The organism is Streptomyces boncukensis, from assembly GCF_011045075.1.
GTDB classification, from domain to species: Bacteria; Actinomycetota; Actinomycetes; order Streptomycetales; family Streptomycetaceae; genus Streptomyces; species Streptomyces boncukensis.
The window spans coordinates 17348-36801 of sequence record NZ_JAAKZZ010000015.1 but is presented as its reverse complement, the minus strand read 5'-3'; the positions used below and the strand labels follow the sequence as shown (position 1 = coordinate 36801).

Here is a 19454-nt window from a genome sequence, read left to right as displayed (position 1 = left end):
CTGGGGGTGCGCGGAAGCGGGCCCCGCCCGCGGGCGACGGCGCCGACGGCGAACTCCGCCGCAGGTCCCGGTGGTGTGTCAAGCGGTGCCGCGGGTGCCGAAAATGATCACAATGGTGCCCCCGAACCCGGTTTCAGATCAGGGCATCAGGCGTAATGTTCAGTCATGGACCGCCGAATCTTCGGGCTGGAGAACGAGTACGGCGTCACGTGTACGTTCCGGGGACAGCGGCGGCTGTCTCCCGACGAGGTGGCGCGGTACCTCTTCCGCCGTGTTGTGTCATGGGGCCGCAGCAGCAATGTGTTTCTGCGGAACGGCGCGCGCCTCTACCTGGACGTGGGCTCACACCCGGAGTATGCGACTCCGGAGTGTGACAGCGTGACCGAGCTGGTCACCCACGACAAGTCGGGTGAGCGCATTCTGGAGGGCCTCCTCGTCGACGCCGAACGCCGCCTGCACGAGGAGGGGATCGCAGGCGACGTCTATCTCTTCAAGAACAACACCGACTCGGCGGGCAACTCCTACGGGTGCCACGAGAACTATCTCGTGGCCCGGCACGGGGAGTTCTCGCGGCTGGCGGACGTCCTCATCCCGTTCCTGGTCACCCGGCAGCTGGTGTGCGGCGCCGGCAAGGTGCTGCAGACCCCGCGCGGTGCGGTGTACTGCGTCAGCCAGCGCGCCGAGCACATCTGGGAGGGGGTGAGCTCGGCGACGACGCGCTCCCGGCCGATCATCAACACCCGGGACGAGCCGCATGCGGACGCGGAGCGCTACCGGCGGCTGCATGTGATCGTCGGGGATTCGAACATGTCGGAGACGACCATGCTGCTGAAGGTCGGCGCGACCGATCTGGTGCTGCGCATGATCGAGGCGGGCACGGTGATGCGGGATCTGACGCTGGAGAACCCGATCCGGGCGATCCGTGAGGTGAGTCACGACATCACCGGGCAGCGGAAGGTGCGGCTGGCCAGCGGGCGGGAGGCGTCGGCGCTGGAGGTGCAGCAGGAGTACTTCGAGAAGGCGCTGGACTTCTGCGACCGCCGCGGGATCCGCTCCGGCCGGGTGGAACAGGTGCTGGAGCTGTGGGGCCGGTCGCTGGACGCGATCCGCGCCCAGGAGCTGGACAAGATCAACACAGAGATCGACTGGGTGATGAAGTACCAGCTCATCGAGCGGTACCGGGAGAAGAACAACATCACGATGTCGCACCCGAGGATCGCCCAGATAGACCTCGCGTACCACGACATCCACCGCCGCCGGGGGCTGTACTACCTGCTGGAGCGCGGTGGCAAGGCGGCCCGGATCTGCAACGACCTGAAGATCTTCGAGGGCAAGTCGGTGCCGCCGCAGACCACGCGGGCGCGGCTGCGCGGGGACTTCATCCGGCGGGCCCAGGAGCAGCGCAGGGACTTCACGGTGGACTGGGTGCATCTGAAGCTGAACGACCAGGCGCAGCGCACGGTGCTGTGCAAGGACCCGTTCCGTTCGGTGGACGAGCGGGTGGAGAAGCTGATCGCCGGGATGTGACGGCATCGGGCCCTTCCCCCGTTCCGGTCATCCGCGTCAGCGCGCGTTGACGGGGTCGGGGGCGGTTTCCGTGTCGTGGGTGGCGAGGGTGGCGGTGCGGAGCCGTAGGCTGTCAGAACTGCCCGGATACCCCTACTCAGCGAGTTGGACTCATGCTGCATCTCTCCGGGGGGTCGACCCCCCGCACACCCCGCTTCAGGCGCGTCTCCGCGAAGACCGCGCGTCGTACCGCGGCGGCGCTGGCCGTTCCGCTGCTGATCGCGTCCGCCGCGGCCTGCGGCAGTGACGACGACTCGTCCTCCGACGCGAAGGGCGGCACGCCCGCGGTCACCGGTGCGAAGGGCAAGAAGCCCAAGATCGAGAAGGGTGAGGGCGACCCGCCGAAGAAGCTCGGGGTGAAGGTCCTCGACGAGGGCAAGGGCCAGAAGGTCAAGAAGGGGGACGCGCTCAACGCGCACTATCTCGGCCAGCTCTGGGACGGCAAGGAGTTCGACAGCAGCTGGAAGCGGGGTGAGCCCGCCACGTTCCAGATCGGCACCGGCAAGGTGATCAAGGGCTGGGACGAGGCGCTGGTGGGCAAGCGGCTCGGCAGCCGGGTCGAGATCGTCGCGCCGCCGGACAAGGCGTACGGGAAGCAGGGGCAGCCGCCGACGATTCCGGGGAACTCCACGCTGGTCTTCGTCGTGGACCTGAAGAAGATCATGCCGAGCCAGATCGACGGCAAGCCGGTGGACAAGCCGCAGAACCCGGATCTGCCCGAGGTCAGCACCAAGATCGAGAAGAACAAGGCGCCGTCCATCAAGATGCCCAAGGGCAAGGAGGCGCCCGGGAAGCTGGTCAGCGAGACCGTGGTGGAGGGCGACGGCAAGGCGGTCACCGGGAAGAGCAAGGTGCTGTCGAACTTCACCGCGAAGCTGTGGAAGGGCGGCAAGCAGCTCGACGACACCTGGGCGCAGGGCGGTCCGCAGCAGATTCCGGTCAGCCAGATTCCGGGCTGGAAGGAAGGGCTGAAGGGGGCCAAGGAGGGCAGCCGTGTGGTGATCTCCGTTCCCAAGAGCGAGTTCCCCAAGGAGCAGCAGAAGCAGTTCAAGTCCGGTGTTGTCTTCTCCGTGGACGTCCTTGACGTGAAGTGACCGCTTCCGTGACAGACTGGCGCGGTTGTCCTCAAGACTCGTTCGTAGGAGCAATTTCGTGAACAAAGACAAGCCCGAGGTCGACTTCCCGGAGGGTGCTCCGCCCGCGGATCTGGAAGTCCAGGACCTGTGGGAGGGCGACGGGCCCGAGGCGAAGGCCGGGGACAGCGTCTCCGTGCACTACGTCGGCGTCTCGTTCTCCACGGGTGAGGAGTTCGACGCCAGCTGGAACCGCGGCAAGCCGCTGCAGTTCCAGCTGGGCGCGGGCCAGGTCATCCCGGGCTGGGACCGGGGCGTCCAGGGCATGAAGGTCGGGGGCCGGCGCCGGCTGACCATCCCGCCGCACCTCGCCTACGGCAAGCAGGGTGCGGGCGGCGGCCGGATCGCTCCGGACGAGACCCTGATCTTCGTCTGCGACCTGGTGTCCGTCTGACGGATCCGGACCGAGGGCCCCGCCGCACGGCGGGGCCCTCGGCTTTTGCGGCGCGCCCCGGGAGCGGTACGGTCGGGAACCGGCTGTAACCTTCCGGATTCCCGGACTTCCGGCCGCCCGGCCGGGACGGATAGCAGAGAGGGCACGAGGGCACCCATGGCGATCGCCAAGGCCGAGCGGCTGATGAATCTGGCACTGTGCCTGCTCGGCGCCCGGCGCCCCCTCACCAAGCGGGAGCTGCGCGACTCCATCGAGGCGTATGTCGAGGCGTTCGGCCCCAGCGAGCACACCACCGGCAGCGACGACTCGTTCAACCGCATGTTCGAGCGGGACAAGGACGATCTGCGGGAGCTCGGGCTCGTCATCGACATCGTGGACAGCCTGGACGGCGAGACCGGCTATGTCGCGCGCCGCGACAGCAACCGGCTGCCGCCCATCGCCCTGGACGCCGAGGAGGCCACCGCGCTCGGCGTTGCGGCGCGGGTCTGGCAGCAGGCCCGGCTCGCCGGGGCCGCCAGCGGGGCGCTGCAGAAGCTGCACGCGGCGGGCGGCATGCCGCCCGGCCGGACTCCGGACGCGGAGGGCCGGCACAGCACGCTGGAGCCGCACATCCCGGCGCGCGAGGCCGCGTTCGAGCCGCTGATGCTCGCCTGCCGGGACCGCAAGCCGGTGGTGTTCGACTACCGCAAGTCCAACGCGGCGCGCGCCGAGCGCCGCCAGGTCGAGCCGTGGACGCTGGAGTGCTGGCGCGGCCACTGGTATCTGGCGGGCTACGACCGGGACCGGCGGGCCGAGCGGGTCTTCCGGCTCTCCCGGATCACCGGCTCCGTGCGCTCCCGCTCCGCCGCCTTCACCGCGCCGGTGCCCGACCAGGTGACGGTGCGCGAGACGGTGGAGCGCTGGGCCGGCGAGACCGCCACCGCGAGCGCCCGGATCCGGCTGCGCTCCGGCGCCGGCTATCCGCTGCGGGCCCGCGCCGCCCAGGTACGGGAGCTGGGGGACGGCTGGGACGAGCTGGAGATCCCGTACGGGCACGGGCTGGACGCCTGGCTGGTGGAGTTCGGGCCCGATGTGGTGGTGCTGGAGCCCGCCGAGCTGCGGGCCGACGTGGTCGACCGGCTGCGCGCCGTCGCCAAGGGCTGAGGGGGAGCGGTACGGATGGCCGTGAACGCGATCGACCAGACCCGCAGGATGCTGTCGCTGGTCACCTATCTGCGGGACCGGCCCGGCGCCCGGGTCGAGGAGGTGGCGCGGGCCTTCGGGATCACCACGGACGAACTGATCTCCGATCTGAACGTGCTGCCCATGTGCGGCACCAGCTTCCGCGGCGGGGACCTGCTGGAGATCGACACCGACGGCGAGCGCATCTGGTGGCGGAACGCGGACGCGCTGGGCAGCGACACCGCGCAGCCGCTGCGGCTGGCCGCCGACGAGGCGACGGCGCTGCTGGTCGCGGCGCGCGCGGTGGCCACGCTGCCGGGGCTGCGGGAGAGCGACAGGGACGCGCTGCAGCGGGCCACCGCGAAGCTGGAGAGCGCGGCGGGGGAGAGCGCGGGCGCCAGCTCCCGGGTCTCGGTCACCTTCGAGTCGGAGAGCGGCGTCTTCGCGGACGTCGACCGGGCCATCGCCGAGCGGCGGAGACTGTGGCTGCGCTACTACTCCCCGGCGCGGGACGAGCTGACCGAGCGCGAGGTGGACCCGATCCGGCTGTTCGCGGTCGGGCACACCTATGTCGAGGCGTGGTGCCGGCTCTCGGAGGCCAGGCGCACCTTCCGGCTGGACCGGGTCGCCGAGATCCGGCTGCTGGACGAGCGGGCCGACCCGCCGCCGGTGGAGCCGCGCGATCTGAGCGCGGGGCTGGTGCAGCCCTCGGAGCAGGACCCGGAGGTCGTGATCGAGGTGGGGCCCGGCGGACGCTGGGTGGCCGAGTACTACCCGTACGACAGCGCCGAGGAGCTGCCGGACGGCGGGCTCAGCATCACCCTGCGTACTCCGGATCCGGCGTCGCTGCGCAGGCTCGCGCTGCGGCTGGGCCGGGACGGCCGCATCGTGGCGCCCCGCGAGCTCGCTCAGAGCGCCCGGGACGCGGCACGCAGCGCCCTGGCGGCGTACGGCGAGTAGCGCGACCCGCCGCCTGTCGCGCCGCCCCCTGACGGGGCCCCGTCGGAGGCCCGGCGGAAGGGCTGAGAGGGCGCAACCGCGGGCGCCGGTTGCCGTAGGCTGCGCACATGCTCTGGCCGATGTTCTTCCTCACGCTCGCCTTCTGCGGTATCGCCGTGCTCGGCGTGCTGGCCGTCCGGGTCGGGCTGGAGGTGCGCCGCTTCTCCCGTGCCGTGGGCGACAGCTCGGAGCGGATCACCCGCGCCGCCGAGAACCTGGAGCGGGCCGCGCAGCCGCTGGCCGGGCGGGCCGCGCAGACCCCGGGAGCGGCGCCGGGCGAGCCCGACGCGGGGTGAGGCCGCAGGCGGTCTCCTGCTTCGGTCATCGGAGGGGTACGCTGCGAGAGGCTGTGTCGCTGCGGGACGTGAGCGAAAGGTGGTGGACGCACGGGGATTGCCTGGCGTTCACTCCCCAGGGTTACGATCGCTGTCAGCACGTCAGCGTGGAACCACGACGCAGCCCGTCCGATTCACACGGCAGGCAAGGACACACGCCGCCCCGGCGAGAAGGTAGTGGCACATGATCGGCAACCTGAGGCCCATGGAGATCGTACTGATTCTCCTTGTCATCCTGCTGCTGTTCGGCGCCAAGAAGCTCCCGGACATGGCCCGTTCGCTCGGCAAGTCGGCCCGCATCCTCAAGAGCGAGGCCAAGCAGATGAAGAAGGAGAGCGGCGACGAGAAGGACGCGGCGGGCAGCACGGCGGAGTCCCAGCAGTCCGCGCCCAAGACGATTCAGGCCGCTCCCGGTGACGTCTCCAGCTCCCGTCCGGTCTCCGAGCCCGAGCAGCAGCAGAAGCAGGGCTGACCCGGCGCCGCCGCCGTCACCCGTGCCCGCCTGATCTGATACTCCGACACTCCGAGACCGAGGACGAGGGTTGCTCAAGTCCGCCCGCAAGCAGGGGAAACAGGGGAAGGACCCCGAGGGGCGGATGCCGCTCGCGGATCACCTGCGGGAATTGCGCAATCGCTTGATGAAGTCGGTGCTGGCGATCTTGGCCGTCACCATCGTCGCCATGTTCTACTACAAGCAGATCGCGGACTTCCTGATGGACCCCGTGCGCGACTCCGTCGGCTGCACCAAGGGGTTCGGCGAGGCCGCCAAGGAAGGCGAGACCTGCGCCGAGATCACCATCAACGGCCTGGTCGCGCCGTTCACGATCATGCTGAAGGTGGCGTTGACCACCGGTGTGGTGATCGCCTCCCCGATCTGGCTCTACCAGCTGTGGGGCTTCCTCGCGCCCGGTCTGCACCAGCACGAGAAGAAGTACGCGCGCTCCTTCGTCGCCGCCGGGGCGCCGCTGTTCGTCGGGGGCGCCGCACTGGCGTACGTCATCCTGCCGACCGCCGCCAAGACCCTGCTGGACTTCAGCCCCGACGGCACCGGGAACCTCATCCCGCTCGACGACTTCCTGGACATCGTCACCCGGCTGGTGATCGTTTTCGGGCTCGCCTTCGAGCTGCCGCTGCTGCTGGTCATGCTGAACTTCGGCGGCATCCTGACCGGCAAGCGGCTGCTGGGCTGGTGGCGTGCCATGGTGCTCGGGATCACCGTCTTCGCCGCCGTCGCCACCCCGACCGGTGACCCGCTGACCATGACCGCGCTGGCCGCGCCGATCGTGCTGCTGTACTTCGCCGCCGTCGCCGTCTGCTTCTTCAACGACCGCCGGCGCCGCCGCGCCAGCCCGTACGCCGGGCTGGACGACGACGAGGCGTCCCCGCTCGACCACGACCCCGAGGACGTGGAGCCCGCCGACGCCGTCCCGGCGCCGCGCCCCGAGTCCGAGGGCGGCGACGACGGCCGCCGCTCGCCCCGCCGCAACGGCTACAACGGCTACGACGACGCCACATGAGCCGCCGGGCACGTTCCGTGACGCCGTCGGCGCCCCGGCGCCCCCGGCACCGGCCGCGGCACCGCTGGTGACGGGCCATGGGCCGGTAAAGATCGTGAGCGCTGTCAGGGGTGGCCGGTAGGCTCGTAGACACGATGACCGAGGACCTGTCCCCAGCGGAGCGCTACTCGGCCGCTCGCAAGCGTGCCGCCGAGCAGGCCACCGCACTCGCTCCCTTCCGTGACCTCTACGACTTCGAGCTGGACGCCTTCCAGATCGAGGCGTGCCATGCGCTCGAAGCCGGAAAGGGCGTGCTGGTGGCCGCTCCGACCGGCTCCGGCAAGACCATCGTCGGTGAGTTCGCCGTCCATCTCGCCCTCGCCCAGGGCCGCAAGTGCTTCTACACCACCCCGATCAAGGCGCTGTCCAACCAGAAGTACGGCGATCTGGTCAAGCGCTACGGCGCCGCCAAGGTCGGCCTGCTGACCGGGGACAACAGCGTCAACTCCGAGGCGCCCATCGTCGTGATGACGACGGAGGTGCTGCGGAACATGCTCTACGCCGGCTCGCAGTCGCTGCTCGGCCTCGGCTACGTCGTGATGGACGAGGTGCACTACCTCTCGGACCGCTTCCGCGGCGCCGTCTGGGAGGAAGTGATCATTCACCTTCCGGAGTCCGTCGCCCTCGTCTCGCTGTCCGCCACGGTCTCCAACGCCGAGGAGTTCGGTGACTGGCTGGACACGGTGCGCGGCGACACCCGGGTGATCGTCTCCGAGCACCGGCCCGTGCCGCTGTGGCAGCATGTGCTGGCCGGGCGGCAGATGTACGACCTGTTCGAGGAGTCCGGCGAGAAGCGCGAGGTCAACCCGGACCTGGTGCGGATGGCCCGGATGGAGAACAGCCGCGTCTCCCACCCGCGCGACCGGCGCCGGGGGCGGCCCAGACGGGAGGCCGACCGGGAGCGGGAGCGCCGCCAGCGCTCCCGGGTGTGGACGCCCGGCCGCCCCGAGGTGATCGAGCGGCTGGACTCCGAGGGCCTGCTGCCCGCCATCACCTTCATCTTCAGCCGCGCGGGCTGCGAGGCGGCCGTCCAGCAGTGCCTGCACTCGGGCCTGCGGCTCAACGACAGCGCGGCCCGCGCCCGGGTGCGGGAGATCGTCGAGGAGCGCACTGCCGAGATCCCCGACCAGGACCTGCACGTCCTGGGGTACTTCGAGTGGCTGGAGGGCCTGGAGCGGGGCATCGCAGCGCACCACGCGGGCATGCTGCCGACGTTCAAGGAGGTCGTCGAGGAGCTGTTCGTCCGCGGCCTGGTCAAGGCGGTGTTCGCCACCGAGACCCTGGCGTTGGGCATCAACATGCCCGCGCGTTCGGTGGTGCTGGAGAAGCTCGTCAAGTGGAACGGCGAGCAGCACGCTGACATCACCCCCGGGGAGTTCACCCAGCTCACGGGGCGGGCCGGGCGGCGCGGCATCGATATCGAGGGGCACGCGGTGGTGCTGTGGCAGCGCGGCATGGACCCGGGGGCGCTCGCCGGGCTGGCGGGCGCCCGGACGTATCCGCTGCGCTCCTCCTTCAAGCCGTCGTACAACATGGCGGTGAACCTCGTCGCGCAGTTCGGGCGGCACCGCTCGCGGGAGCTGCTGGAGACGTCGTTCGCCCAGTTCCAGGCGGACCGCTCGGTGGTCGGCATCTCCCGCCAGGTGCGGAAGAACGAGGAGGGCCTGCAGGGCTACCGCGCCTCCATGACCTGCCATCTGGGGGACTTCGGGGAGTACGCGCGGCTGCGCCGCGAGCTGAAGGACCGGGAGACGGAGCTGGCCAAGCAGGGCGTCGCGCAGCGCCGTGCGCAGGCCGCCGCGGCGCTGGAGAAGCTGCGCCCCGGCGACATCATCCATGTGCCCACGGGCAAGTACGCGGGGCTCGCGCTGGTGCTGGACCCGGGCGTGGGCGGGCGCAGCCCGGCCCACCACCGGGGTCTGGAGCACGAGGGCCCGCGCCCGCTGGTGCTGACCGCGCAGCGGCAGGTCAAGCGGCTGGCGGCGATAGACTTCCCGGTCCCGGTGGAGTCGCTGGACCGGATGCGGATCCCCAAGTCGTTCAACGCCCGCAGTCCGCAGTCCCGCCGCGACCTCGCCTCCGCGCTGCGCACCCGGGCCGGGCACTACGACCCTCCGCGGCACCGCAAGCAGCGCTCGGCCGCCGCGGACGACCAGGAGATCACCCGGCTGCGGGCCGAGATCCGCCAGCACCCCTGCCACGGCTGCGACGAGCGCGAGGACCACGCCCGCTGGGCGGAGCGCTACCACCGCCTGCAGCGCGAGACGCGGCAGCTGGAGCGCCGTATCGAGGGGCGGACGAACACCATCGCGCGCACCTTCGACCGCGTCTACGCGCTCCTGTCCGAGCTGGGCTATCTCGACGGCGACCATGTCACCGGCGCCGGGCGCACCCTGGCGCGGCTCTACGGGGAGCTGGATCTGCTGGCCTCCGAGTGCCTGCGCGAGCAGGTGTGGGAAGGGCTGCCGCCCGCCGAGCTGGCCGCCTGCGTCTCCGCGCTGGTGTTCGAGGCCCGGGTGGGGGACGACTCGCTGCCGCCGAAGCTGCCGGGCGGTCGGGCGCGCGCCGCGCTCGGCGAGATGGTGCGGATCTGGGGGAGGCTGGACGCGCTGGAGGAGGACCACCGGCTGACCGCCGCCGAAGGGGTCGGGCAGCGCGAGCCGGACCTCGGCTTCGCCTGGGCCGCGTACCGCTGGGCGGACGGCCATGGGCTGGACACGGTGCTCCGCGAGGCGGACATGCCCGCCGGTGACTTCGTGCGCTGGTGCAAGCAGGTCATCGATGTGCTGGGGCAGCTGGCCGCCGCCGCGCCGGCGGACGGCACCGTCGCGAAGAACGCCCGCAAGGCGATCGACGGCATGCTGCGGGGGGTTGTCGCCTACTCCAGCGTGGGCTGATCTCTTTCCGCACCCGGCGGCACCCGGCGGCACCCGGCGGCACCCGGCGGACCGTGCTGGGCCGGGGCGGCCCCTTGCTGTTTCGTGCAGGGCGCGGGTGCGGGCGCGGGCGCGATGGGGGGCCGTCCCGGCCTTCTTGACCCTGCCCGCGCGGCGGGGCATGTTCAGGCGTGCGTCAACTGCCGGGCACGTGCGAGCCGTACGGGCCCGGCAGTGTTCCGTGTGACCGGCGCGCTCGCCGCGCGTTCCGTGCTCGACAGGAGGTCGATGTGCGCACGAACAGCCCGAAGAGGCCGCTGAGATCCCGGGTACGCCGCTGGGCCGCCGCCGCGACCGCGCTCGGCGCCGTCGCGGGGCTGCTGTCCGCGGCGCAGGCCCAGGCGGCGGGGCCGAGTCGGCACGGCGACCCCGCGGGGCGGCTGAAGCTGACCCAGGTGCAGGCGATGGCCACCCACAACAGCTACCACCGGGAGGTCTCCTTCCCGGAGCAGCAGCTGATGTCGCAGCACGACCCGAACTGGCAGTCGCTGCTCTACAGCCATGCGTCGCTGCCCGTGCAGTTCGAGCGGCAGCGGGTGCGGGGGATCGAGCTGGACGTCTTCCCCGACCCGGAGGGCGGGCTGTACGCGGATCCGCTGATCCGCAAGCGGGCCGGACTGCCGCCGCTCGCCGACCCGGAGCTGAAGAAGCCCGGCTTCAAGGTGCTGCACTGGGCGGACTTCGACTACCGCACGAGCTGTGTGACGCTGAAGGGCTGTCTCACCCAGGTCAAGGAGTGGTCCGAGCGGCAGCCGGGCCATGTGGCGGCGCCGATCCTGCTGGAGCTGAAGTCGACCGACCCCCGGCTGGAGGAGCAGGGCGGCGCCAGGAGCCCGAAGTGGGACACGGCCATGCTGGACGCGCTCGACCGGGAGATCCGCTCGGTCTTCCCCGACGACGAGACGGTCACGCCCGACGACATCCGGCGTCCGGGCAAGACGCTGGGGCAGTCCGTACGGAAGTACGGCTGGCCCCGGGTGCGGGACACCCGGGGGCAGGTGATGTTCTTCATGGACAACGACGGCCGGGAGATCCAGGACGCCTACCGCGCCGGGGGCCGGGAGAGCCTGCAGGGCCGGGTGCTGTTCACGGACTCCGAGCCGTGGCGTGCGGACGCGGCGTTCATGAAGGTCAACGACCCGACCGGGGCCAACGCGTACCGGATCAGGAAGCTGGTGCGGCAGGGCTTCTATGTGCGCACGCGGTCCGACGTGCCGCTCGTCCAGGCGACGAGCGGTGACACGTCGATGCAGCGGGACGCGCTGCGTTCGGGCGCGCAGATGGTGAGCACGGACTTCCCGGTGCCGGGGCTCGCGGCGCGGTACGGCTCGGACTACGTCGCGGAGCTGCCGGGCGGGGCGACCACGGTGCGCTGCAACCCGGTGACCGTGCGGCGCTGCCCCGCTCCGGACCTGGAGCGCTGAACCCGCGGGCCGGGGCTACGCGGCGGACCGGTGCTCCTGCTCCGCCTCGACCTGCGCGTTCCACTCCCGCTTCGACGCCTGCCAGCCGTCCTCGTCGGTGCCCAGCCGCCAGTAGCCGGAGATGGACAGCTGCTCGCGGGCCACGCCCCGCTCCAGCCGCAGATGGCGGCGGAGGTCCTTGACGAAGCCGGCCTCGCCGTGGACGAAGGCGTGCACCTGCCCGGCGGGGAAGTCCAGGGCGCGTACGGCCTCGGTCAGCGGCCCGCCCACGGGCCGGGTGCCGCGGTGCAGCCAGGTGATCCGGGCGTCGAGCGGGGCCTGCAGCTCCTGCTCCTCCTCCGGGCCCGCGACCTCGATCAGGGCGTGGACGGGCGCGCCGGCGGGGATCCGCTCCAGGGTGGCGGCGATGGCGGGCAGGGCGCTCTCGTCGCCCGCGAGGAGGTGCCAGTCGGCGTCCGGGGCGGGGACGTAGCCGCCGCCGGGGCCGAGCATGCGGATCTCGTCCCCGGCGCGGGCGCGCCGGGCCCAGGGCCCCGCGAGGCCCTTGTCGCCGTGCACCACGAAGTCGAGGGCGAGCTCGCGCTCCTTGGGGTCCCAGGAGCGCACGGTGTAGGTGCGCATCGTGGGCCACTGGTCGCGGGGCAGCTCGGCGCGGATCCGGGTCATGTCGAACGGTTCGCCGTAGTCCACCCCGGGTTGGGGGAACAGCAGTTTGACGTAGTGGTCGGTGTAGTCACCGGCCGAGAAGTCCGCGAGGCCCGCGCCGCCGAGGACGATCCGCACCATGTGCGGTGTCAGCTGTTCGGTGCGTACCACCTCGCCGCGGTGGAGTTGGGGGGTTGTGCGAGCCGGGCGGTCTGCCACGACGTCCTCCCTGGTGCCTGGGGCGGATACTGCTCGGATGTGTATTACTTAGGCTTACCTAAGCTAACAGATCACCCGGCGAGTGCGGCGAGCAGCCGGCGCAGCGATCCGCCCAATCCCCAGCGCTCCGAGAGGTCTTCGAGCGCGCCCGGATCGCGGGGCGCGGCAGGCAGGGCGGGGTCGAAGGGCGGCAGGTCCACATCGTGGGCGACCCGGACGACCCGGGGTGCGACCGCCAGATAGTCGGCCGCCTCCGCGAACTTCGTGCGCTGCGCCGGGGTCACCTTGGAGGCCGGGTCCGCGGCGGCGGCGACGATCCCCCGCAGATCGCCGTAGTCCGCGAGCAGTTTGGCGGCGGTCTTCTCGCCGATGCCGCGCACGCCGGGCAGCCCGTCGCTCGGGTCGCCGCGCAGCAGGGCGAGGTCCGCGTAACCCGGCCCGTCCACGCCGTACTTGGCGCGCAGCGCAGCGCCGTCGTAGACATCCAGGCTGCCCACGCCCTTGACCGGGTACAGCACCCGGATGGCGCGCTCGTCGTCGATCAGCTGGAAGAGGTCGCGGTCGCCCGTGACGATGTCCACCGGCCCCTCGGTGCGCGCCGCCAGGGTGCCGATGACGTCGTCCGCCTCGTAGCCGTCGGCGCCGACGCGGGCGATGCCGAGCGCGTCGAGCACCTCGTCGATCACCGGGACCTGCGGCGCGAGGGTGTCGGGGGTCTCCTCGGCGTCCGGGCCGCCGGGGCTCTCCTCGGCGACCCGGTGCGCCTTGTACGAGGGGATGAGCTCGACCCGCCACGCGGGGCGCCAGTCGAAGTCCATGCAGGCCACAAGGGTGTCCGGGCGGTGGTCCTGGACCAGCCGGGCGATGAAGTCGAGCAGGCCGCGCACGGCGTTCACCGGCGTCCCGTCGGGGGCGCGCACGGTCTCGGGGACACCGAAGTAGGCGCGGAAGTAGAGGGAGGAGGTGTCGAGGAGCATCGCTGTGCCGGCTGCGGGAGCTGTGGGAATCGTCACGCCCCCGATGATGCCGCAGGTCGGCAGGTAATGAGCTGGTGCGCTGCTCCCCACGGACTGCCAAGGCGTTCGTCAAGCGAACGTATGAGATGTATCGCGTTCAGTTTCAAGGTGACGAAATCGAGTAGGCGATCCGAGAACAGGGCTCTGGTGTAGGATGCATGTTTCTGGTATGCGCAGATTGCGGTTCTACGCGGGGTTCGGCCTCGCGTGCGCAGAGTGCGCGGGGGAGTGCCAGGTTTCTGTTGTCGACGCAAGAGGTGAATGTGTCCAGGCTGAGGGCCGAGCATTTGTACAAGGTGTTCGGCAGGAGACCAGACCATGCGGTGGCCCGGCTCGAATCCGGGGTCGATCGCGAGGAGCTGCGCGCCAAGGGCGTGACCGCCGCGGTCATCGACGCCTCCTTCGAGGTCGATGAGGGCGAGATATTCGTGGTCATGGGCCTGTCGGGCTCCGGGAAGTCCACGCTCCTGCGGATGCTCAACGGTCTGCTGGAGCCCACGTCCGGCCGTGTGGAGATCGACGGCGAGGACCTGACCGCGCTGCGCCCCCGCGAGCTGCGCGACGTCCGCTCGAAGAAGATCAGCATGGTCTTCCAGCACTTTGCGCTCTTCCCCCATCGCAGCGTGCTGGAGAACGCCGCCTATGGACTGGAGGTCCAGGGCATACCCCGCGCCGAGCGCGACGAGCGCGCCACCGAGGCGCTGAAGCTGGCCGGGCTGCAGGGCTGGGAGCAGTCCTGGCCCGACGAGCTGTCCGGCGGTATGCAGCAGCGCGTCGGCCTGGCCCGCGCGCTGGCCACGGACGCGGAGCTGCTGCTGATGGACGAGTCCTTCAGCGCGCTCGACCCGCTGATCCGCCGCGATATGCAGGACCAGCTGCTGGAGCTGCAGAAGACGCTGAAGAAGACGATCGTCTTCATCACCCACGACCTCAACGAGGCCATGCGGCTCGGCGACCGGATCGCGGTGATGCGCGACGGCCGGATCGTCCAGATCGGCACCGCCGAGGACATCCTGGTGCGCCCGGCCACCGACTACGTCGCCTCGTTCATCCAGGACGTCGACCGCTCCCGGGTGCTCACCGCGGGCTCGATCATGGAGGACGCCGAGGGCGGCACCTCGGCGCTGCGGGACGGCGAGCTCGGCGACGCCTCGACCGTCACCGCCGAGACCCCGCTGGCCGAGCTGTTCACCCCGCTCTCCAGCGGCGGGAACACCATGGTCGTCACGGACGAGGACGGCACCCCGGTGGGTGTCGTCGACCGCGAGCGGCTGCTCTCCGCGCTCGCGGAGGAGCCGCACGTCAACGGGCACGGCGCGGACCGCGCCCGGGGCCGCGCCGAGGACGGCGGCAAGGACGGCGCCGCGGGCGGCGGCGACGACGAGAGCGCCGGGGTGACCGCACGTGCCTGAGTTCCACCCCGGTGACTGGGTCGAGGACGCCGTCGACTGGCTGCAGAAGCACCTCGGCTGGCTCTTCGACTTCATCAACACGGTCCTGACGGGCCTGTACGACCGCATCAACGACGTGCTCGGCGGCGGCGAGGCGCTGCTGATGGCCGGGATCTTCGCGGTCATCGCACTCTGGCTGCGCGGCGCCCTGGCCGGCGTGGTCACCTTCGCCGGCTTCGCACTGATCGACTCCTTCCAGCTGTGGGACCAGGCGATGGAGACGCTGTCGCTGGTCCTCGCCGCCGCCGTGATCACCATCGTGATCGCGGTGCCGCTGGGCATCTGGGCGGCGCGCTCCAAGGCGTTCAGCGCGTTCGTCCGGCCGGTGCTGGACGTGATGCAGACGATGCCCGCCTTCGTCTACCTCATCCCCGGCGTGATGTTCTTCTCCGTCGGCACGACCCCCGGTCTGCTGGCGACGATCGTCTTCTCGATGCCGCCGGGCGTGCGGATGACCGAGCTCGGCATCCGGCAGGTGGACAGCGAGCTGGTCGAGGCGGCCGAGGCGTTCGGCACCAGCCCGAAGCACACCCTCACCCGGGTGCAGTTCCCGCTGGCGCTGCCGACGATCATGGCCGGCGTCAACCAGGTCATCATGCTGGCGCTGTCCATGGTCGTGATCGCCGGTATGGCCGGTGCCCCAGGGCTCGGTGAGCGGGTCTACGCCGCCGTCACCCAGGTGCAGGTCGGCCTCGGTGTGGAGTCCGGCGTCGGCGTGGTCATCCTCGCGATGTATCTCGACCGGATGACCGGTGCGCTCAACGCGCGGGTCTCCCCGCTGGGCCGCCGCGCCGCCGCCAAGGCGACGGCCGCGATGGGCCGGATGAAGTTCGTCCGCTACCGGCCGGGCACCGCGGTCGCGCTGTGCGGCGTGGTCGTCCTGGCGCTGGTCGCGGGCGGTATGAACCTCGCGGGCGGCGACGGCGACAAGAGCGTGGCCGGCACCGACGTCGGCAAGGGCAAGCAGATCAACATGGGCTACATCCCCTGGGACGAGGGCATCGCGACCTCGTACCTGTGGAAGGAGATGCTGCAGGAGCGCGGGTACAAGCCGAACCTCAAGCAGCTCGACCCGGGCCCGCTCTACTCCGGCATCGCCCGGGGCGACGTGGACTTCCAGACGGACGCCTGGCTGCCCACCACCCACGCGCAGTACTGGGACAAGTACGGCTCCAAGATGGAGAAGCTGGGCGCCTGGTACGGCCCGACCTCGCTGGAGCTGACCGTGCCCTCGTATGTCAAGGGCATCACGTCCCTGGCGGATCTGAAGGGGCAGGGCAAGAAGTTCCACGGCAAGATCATCGGCATTGAGTCCAGCGCCGGCGAGATGAAGATCCTCAAGGACAAGGTCCTCAAGGAGTACGGCCTGGAGGGCGAGTACAAGGTCGTCTCCTCCAGCACCTCCTCGATGCTGGCCGAGCTGAAGCGCTCCATCGCCAAGAAGGAGCCGGTCGTCGTCACGCTCTGGTCGCCGCACTGGGCGTACAACGCCTACGACCTCACCAAGCTGAAGGACCCCAAGGGCGCCTTCGGCAAGGGCGAGAAGCTCTACAGCGTGGCGCGCAAGGGCTTCTCCCAGGACGACCCGACCGTCGCGAACTGGCTGAAGAACTTCCATCTGTCGGACCAGCAGCTCACCTCCCTGGAGAACCGGATCCAGCAGGCGGGCGAGGGCAAGGAGCAGGACGCCGTGCGCGCCTGGCTCAAGAAGCACCCCGGCTTCGTCGACAAGTACGCCCCGGTCCCGGGCCAGAAGAAGGACGGCAGGGACGCGGGCAAGGCGGTCAAGATGGGCTACTTCCCCTGGGACGAGGCCATCGCGACCACGTACCTGTGGCAGAACGTCCTGGAGGACCGCGGCTACCGGCCCTCCGCCAAGCAGCTCGACCCCGGTCCGCTGTTCACCGCGCTGGCCCAGGGGCAGATGGACTTCCAGACGGACGCCTGGCTGCCGACCACGCACGCGCAGTACTGGAAGAAGTACAAGTCCAGATCGACCGACCTCGGCCCCTGGTACGACGAGACGTCGCTGGAGCTGTCGACGCCCGAGTACGTCAAGGGCATCGACTCGCTGGCGGATCTGAAGGGGAAGGGCGACAAGTTCGACCACAAGATCACCGGCATCGAGTCCAGCGCCGGTGAGATGAAGATCCTCAAGACCGTGCTCAAGAAGTACGGCCTCGACAAGGAGTACAAGGTCGTCTCGTCGTCCACCTCCTCGATGCTCTCGGCGGTGGACCGGGCGGTGAAGCAGAAGAAGCCGATCCTGGCCACCACCTGGTCCCCGCACTGGGTGTACAGCAAGTACCCGATGAAGAAGCTCAAGGACCCTCAGGGCGCCTGGGGCAAGGGCGACGAGATCCACGTCACCGCCAAGAAGGACTTCAAGAAGGACTTCCCCGAGCTGTACGGCTGGCTGAAGAACTTCCATATGTCCGAGAAGGACCTCGGCTCCCTGGAAGCCGCGATCCAGGCGGGCGGCAAGGGCAAGGAGAAGGAGTCGGCGCGCAAGTGGCTGGACTCCCGACCCGGCCTGGTCGACAAGCTGGCGCCAGTCGGCTGAGACTCGCGCCCCGCGCGTCGGCAGACAGCGGCGGGACCTCCCCGGCACCCGGTGCCCCGGAGGTCCCGTCGCTGTGTAACGGCCCGTTGCAAAACGATAATCTCTTTGTGATGCATATCACCGGAGTCTGCGGGCAGACGCGCCTCTCGGGCTGATAGACACCCCGGGTTGATGAGCAACCACCTTCTACAGCAAAGGGATTGAGTGCGTGGCAGCGCAATCGCAGGAAAAACCGCCGGGCGGCGACCGTGACCGGGAAGTTCTGGAGGCGCAGGGCATAGGCAAGCTCTCCGCGACGATCTCCCACCGCGTCTTCTGGCCGGCCGCGGTGATCATCGTGGCCTTCATCCTCTACGCGGTCATCGGCCAGGAGGACGCCGCCGAGCAGATGGCGGACGTCCAGGAGGGGATCGGCGACAACCTGGGCTGGTACTACATGGCCCTGGGCTCGGTGTTCGTCATCTTCGTCCTCTGGATCGGCCTCGGCCGTTACGGGCGGATCCGCCTCGGCAAGGACAACGAGAAGCCCGAATTCTCCACCCTCTCCTGGTTCGCGATGCTCTTCGCGGCCGGAATGGGCATCGGGCTGGTCTACTTCGGCGCGGCCGAGCCCCTGAACTTCTTCGTCGACCCCAAGCCCGGAACCGGCAGCAGTGACGCCGCCAAGTCCGAGGCAGCGATGGTGCAGACCTTCCTGCACTGGGGGGTCCACCCGTGGGCGATCTATGTCGTCGTGGGTCTCGCCGTGGGCTACGCGGTGCACCGGAAGAACCGTCCCGTCTCCATCCGCTGGGCGCTGGAGCCGCTGCTCGGGGACCGGGTCAAGGGCAGGCTGGGCGACGTCATCGACATCATCGCCGTGGTCGGCACCCTGTTCGGCGTGGCCACCTCGCTCGGCCTCGGCGTCATGCAGGTGTCCGCGGGCATGGGCTTCCTGGACTGGGTGGACGACCCGGGCAAGCCGCTGCTGGTGATCCTCATCGCCGCCATCACCGGTGTGGCCACCATCTCCGTGGTCACCGGCGTCGGCAAGGGCATCAAGTGGCTGTCCAACTTCAACATGGTGCTGGCCGGCCTGATCATGCTGTTCGTGATCGCCGTGGGCCCGACGCTGTTCATCGCCAATGGCTTCGTCCAGGACCTGGGCGGCTACCTGCAGAACATCCTCCGCCTCAGCTTCGACACGGGCGCCTCGCACGGTGACGCGGGTACGAGCTTCGTCAACGGCTGGACCGTCTTCTACTGGGGCTGGTGGATTTCCTGGGCTCCGTTCGTAGGCGTCTTCATCGCCCGTATTTCGCGGGGGCGTACGGTGCGAGAGTTCGTCTGCGGCGTGCTGCTGGTCCCGACCCTCCTCGGGTTCTTCTGGTTCGCGGTCTTCGGCGGCACCGCCGTCAAGGACCAGGCGTCCGGCGCGGAGAACTACGCCCCCGACGGGGCGGTCAGCACGGACACCGCGCTCTTCCAGGTGCTGGACACGCTGCCCGGCGGCACCTTCATCGCCGGTGTGACCATCCTGCTGATCGTGGCGTTCTTCGTGACGTCGTCCGACTCGGCGTCGTTCGTGGTGGACATGCTGTCCTCCGGCGGCGACCCCAACCCGCCCGTCTGGAGCCGGGTGTTCTGGGCTGTGACGGAGGGCGCCGTGGCCGCCGCGCTGCTGCTGGCCTCCGATCTGGGCAGTCCATCGTCACTCAATACGCTCAAGACAGCGGCCATCGTCATCGCGCTGCCCTTCAGTTTCGTGATGATCGGTATGTGTATCGCCACCGCGAAGGCGTTCGCCAGCGAACGCCATGCCTACGAGGCGGCCGAACGCGCCGCCGAACAGAAGAAACTGGTGGGCAGAGCGGTAGCGGCCATGGAGGAGAACCAGGAGAACGGCGACTCCGACGCCGTGCCGGAAGAGGCGCGGGCCGCCCCCTCCGGCGCCAAGGACGCACCACCGGAACCCACCCGGTAGCGGTCCGCGGCAGCGCACCACACGCCGGAAAGCGACGGGCGGTGCGGGGATTCGACTCCCCGCACCGCCCGTCGCCGTACGCGGCGCCCCTGC

At 70.2% G+C, this 19454-nt stretch carries 15 protein-coding genes; 13 read left to right on the top strand and 2 right to left on the bottom strand.

Annotated features, from left to right (window positions below; translation table 11 throughout):
- Positions 1-165: 165 nt before the first annotated feature.
- From pafA to G5C65_RS02950, 10 genes are all read left to right on the top strand, one after another.
- Positions 166-1527, top strand: a complete 1362-nt coding sequence (gene pafA / locus G5C65_RS02995; RefSeq protein WP_165296996.1) for a Pup--protein ligase — start codon at positions 166-168, stop codon at positions 1525-1527.
- A 152-nt stretch (positions 1528-1679) separates the two neighbouring features.
- Positions 1680-2660 carry an FKBP-type peptidyl-prolyl cis-trans isomerase gene (locus G5C65_RS02990; protein ID WP_165296995.1) on the top strand — a complete coding sequence of 327 codons (981 nt, stop codon included), beginning with the start codon at positions 1680-1682 and terminating at the stop codon, positions 2658-2660.
- Positions 2661-2718: 58 nt separating this feature from the next.
- Positions 2719-3093 (top strand): FKBP-type peptidyl-prolyl cis-trans isomerase, encoded by a 375-nt coding sequence (locus G5C65_RS02985; protein ID WP_165296994.1) that lies wholly within the window; start codon positions 2719-2721, stop codon positions 3091-3093.
- A gap of 156 nt (positions 3094-3249) precedes the next feature.
- Entirely contained in the window at positions 3250-4236 is a 987-nt protein-coding gene (locus tag G5C65_RS02980) for a helix-turn-helix transcriptional regulator (RefSeq protein ID WP_165296993.1), read from the top strand.
- A 15-nt stretch (positions 4237-4251) separates the two neighbouring features.
- Complete coding sequence (locus tag G5C65_RS02975; RefSeq protein ID WP_165296992.1) at positions 4252-5214, top strand: helix-turn-helix transcriptional regulator; 963 nt, start codon at positions 4252-4254, stop codon at positions 5212-5214.
- 107 nt (positions 5215-5321) lie between these two features.
- A complete protein-coding gene (locus tag G5C65_RS02970) occupies positions 5322-5549 on the top strand; it encodes a hypothetical protein (RefSeq protein WP_165296991.1) in 228 nt (75 codons plus the stop codon).
- 223 nt (positions 5550-5772) lie between these two features.
- Complete coding sequence (tatA, locus tag G5C65_RS02965; protein ID WP_165296990.1) at positions 5773-6060, top strand: Sec-independent protein translocase subunit TatA; 288 nt, start codon at positions 5773-5775, stop codon at positions 6058-6060.
- Positions 6061-6130: 70 nt separating this feature from the next.
- The gene (gene tatC / locus G5C65_RS02960; protein WP_165296989.1) at positions 6131-7105 is read left to right on the top strand and encodes a twin-arginine translocase subunit TatC; all 975 of its coding nucleotides are present in this window, start codon (positions 6131-6133) and stop codon (positions 7103-7105) included.
- 134 nt (positions 7106-7239) lie between these two features.
- On the top strand, positions 7240-10041 hold the full coding sequence (locus tag G5C65_RS02955; RefSeq protein WP_165296988.1) for a DEAD/DEAH box helicase: 2802 nt from the start codon (positions 7240-7242) through the stop codon (positions 10039-10041).
- A 269-nt stretch (positions 10042-10310) separates the two neighbouring features.
- On the top strand, positions 10311-11504 hold the full coding sequence (locus tag G5C65_RS02950) for a Ca2+-dependent phosphoinositide-specific phospholipase C (protein WP_165296987.1): 1194 nt from the start codon (positions 10311-10313) through the stop codon (positions 11502-11504).
- A 15-nt stretch (positions 11505-11519) separates the two neighbouring features.
- On the opposite strand, the gene G5C65_RS02945 is transcribed toward G5C65_RS02950, so the two are convergent.
- Positions 11520-12368, bottom strand: a complete 849-nt coding sequence (locus G5C65_RS02945) for an SIP domain-containing protein (protein ID WP_165296986.1) — start codon at positions 12366-12368, stop codon at positions 11520-11522.
- Positions 12369-12439: 71 nt separating this feature from the next.
- Positions 12440-13345, bottom strand: a complete 906-nt coding sequence (locus tag G5C65_RS02940) for a 5'-3' exonuclease (protein WP_165296998.1) — start codon at positions 13343-13345, stop codon at positions 12440-12442.
- Positions 13346-13647: 302 nt separating this feature from the next.
- Between G5C65_RS02940 and G5C65_RS02935 the strand changes: the two genes are divergently transcribed.
- The 3 genes from G5C65_RS02935 (at position 13648) to G5C65_RS02925 (ending at position 19361) form a co-directional block, all read left to right on the top strand.
- The gene (locus G5C65_RS02935; RefSeq protein ID WP_338146215.1) at positions 13648-14796 is read left to right on the top strand and encodes a quaternary amine ABC transporter ATP-binding protein; all 1149 of its coding nucleotides are present in this window, start codon (positions 13648-13650) and stop codon (positions 14794-14796) included.
- Complete coding sequence (locus tag G5C65_RS02930; protein ID WP_165296984.1) at positions 14789-17398, top strand: glycine betaine ABC transporter substrate-binding protein; 2610 nt, start codon at positions 14789-14791, stop codon at positions 17396-17398. The genes G5C65_RS02935 and G5C65_RS02930 overlap by 8 nt, the downstream gene beginning before the upstream one ends.
- A gap of 208 nt (positions 17399-17606) precedes the next feature.
- Positions 17607-19361: a BCCT family transporter gene (locus G5C65_RS02925; RefSeq protein WP_338146214.1), complete on the top strand. Its 1755-nt coding sequence runs from the start codon at positions 17607-17609 to the stop codon at positions 19359-19361.
- Positions 19362-19454 lie beyond the last annotated feature (93 nt).

Excerpts from the sequence above, each read along its gene's own strand:
- pafA (WP_165296996.1), top strand. The coding sequence starts at position 166 with ATGGACCGCCGAATCTTCGGGCTGGAGAACGAGTACGGCGTCACGTGT.
- G5C65_RS02990 (WP_165296995.1), top strand. The coding sequence starts at position 1,680 with ATGCTGCATCTCTCCGGGGGGTCGACCCCCCGCACACCCCGCTTCAGG.
- G5C65_RS02980 (WP_165296993.1), top strand. The coding sequence starts at position 3,250 with ATGGCGATCGCCAAGGCCGAGCGGCTGATGAATCTGGCACTGTGCCTG.
- G5C65_RS02975 (WP_165296992.1), top strand. The coding sequence starts at position 4,252 with ATGGCCGTGAACGCGATCGACCAGACCCGCAGGATGCTGTCGCTGGTC.
- G5C65_RS02970 (WP_165296991.1), top strand. The coding sequence starts at position 5,322 with ATGCTCTGGCCGATGTTCTTCCTCACGCTCGCCTTCTGCGGTATCGCC.
- tatA (WP_165296990.1), top strand. The coding sequence starts at position 5,773 with ATGATCGGCAACCTGAGGCCCATGGAGATCGTACTGATTCTCCTTGTC.
- G5C65_RS02955 (WP_165296988.1), top strand. The coding sequence starts at position 7,240 with ATGACCGAGGACCTGTCCCCAGCGGAGCGCTACTCGGCCGCTCGCAAG.
- G5C65_RS02940 (WP_165296998.1), bottom strand. The coding sequence starts at position 13,345 with ATGCTCCTCGACACCTCCTCCCTCTACTTCCGCGCCTACTTCGGTGTC.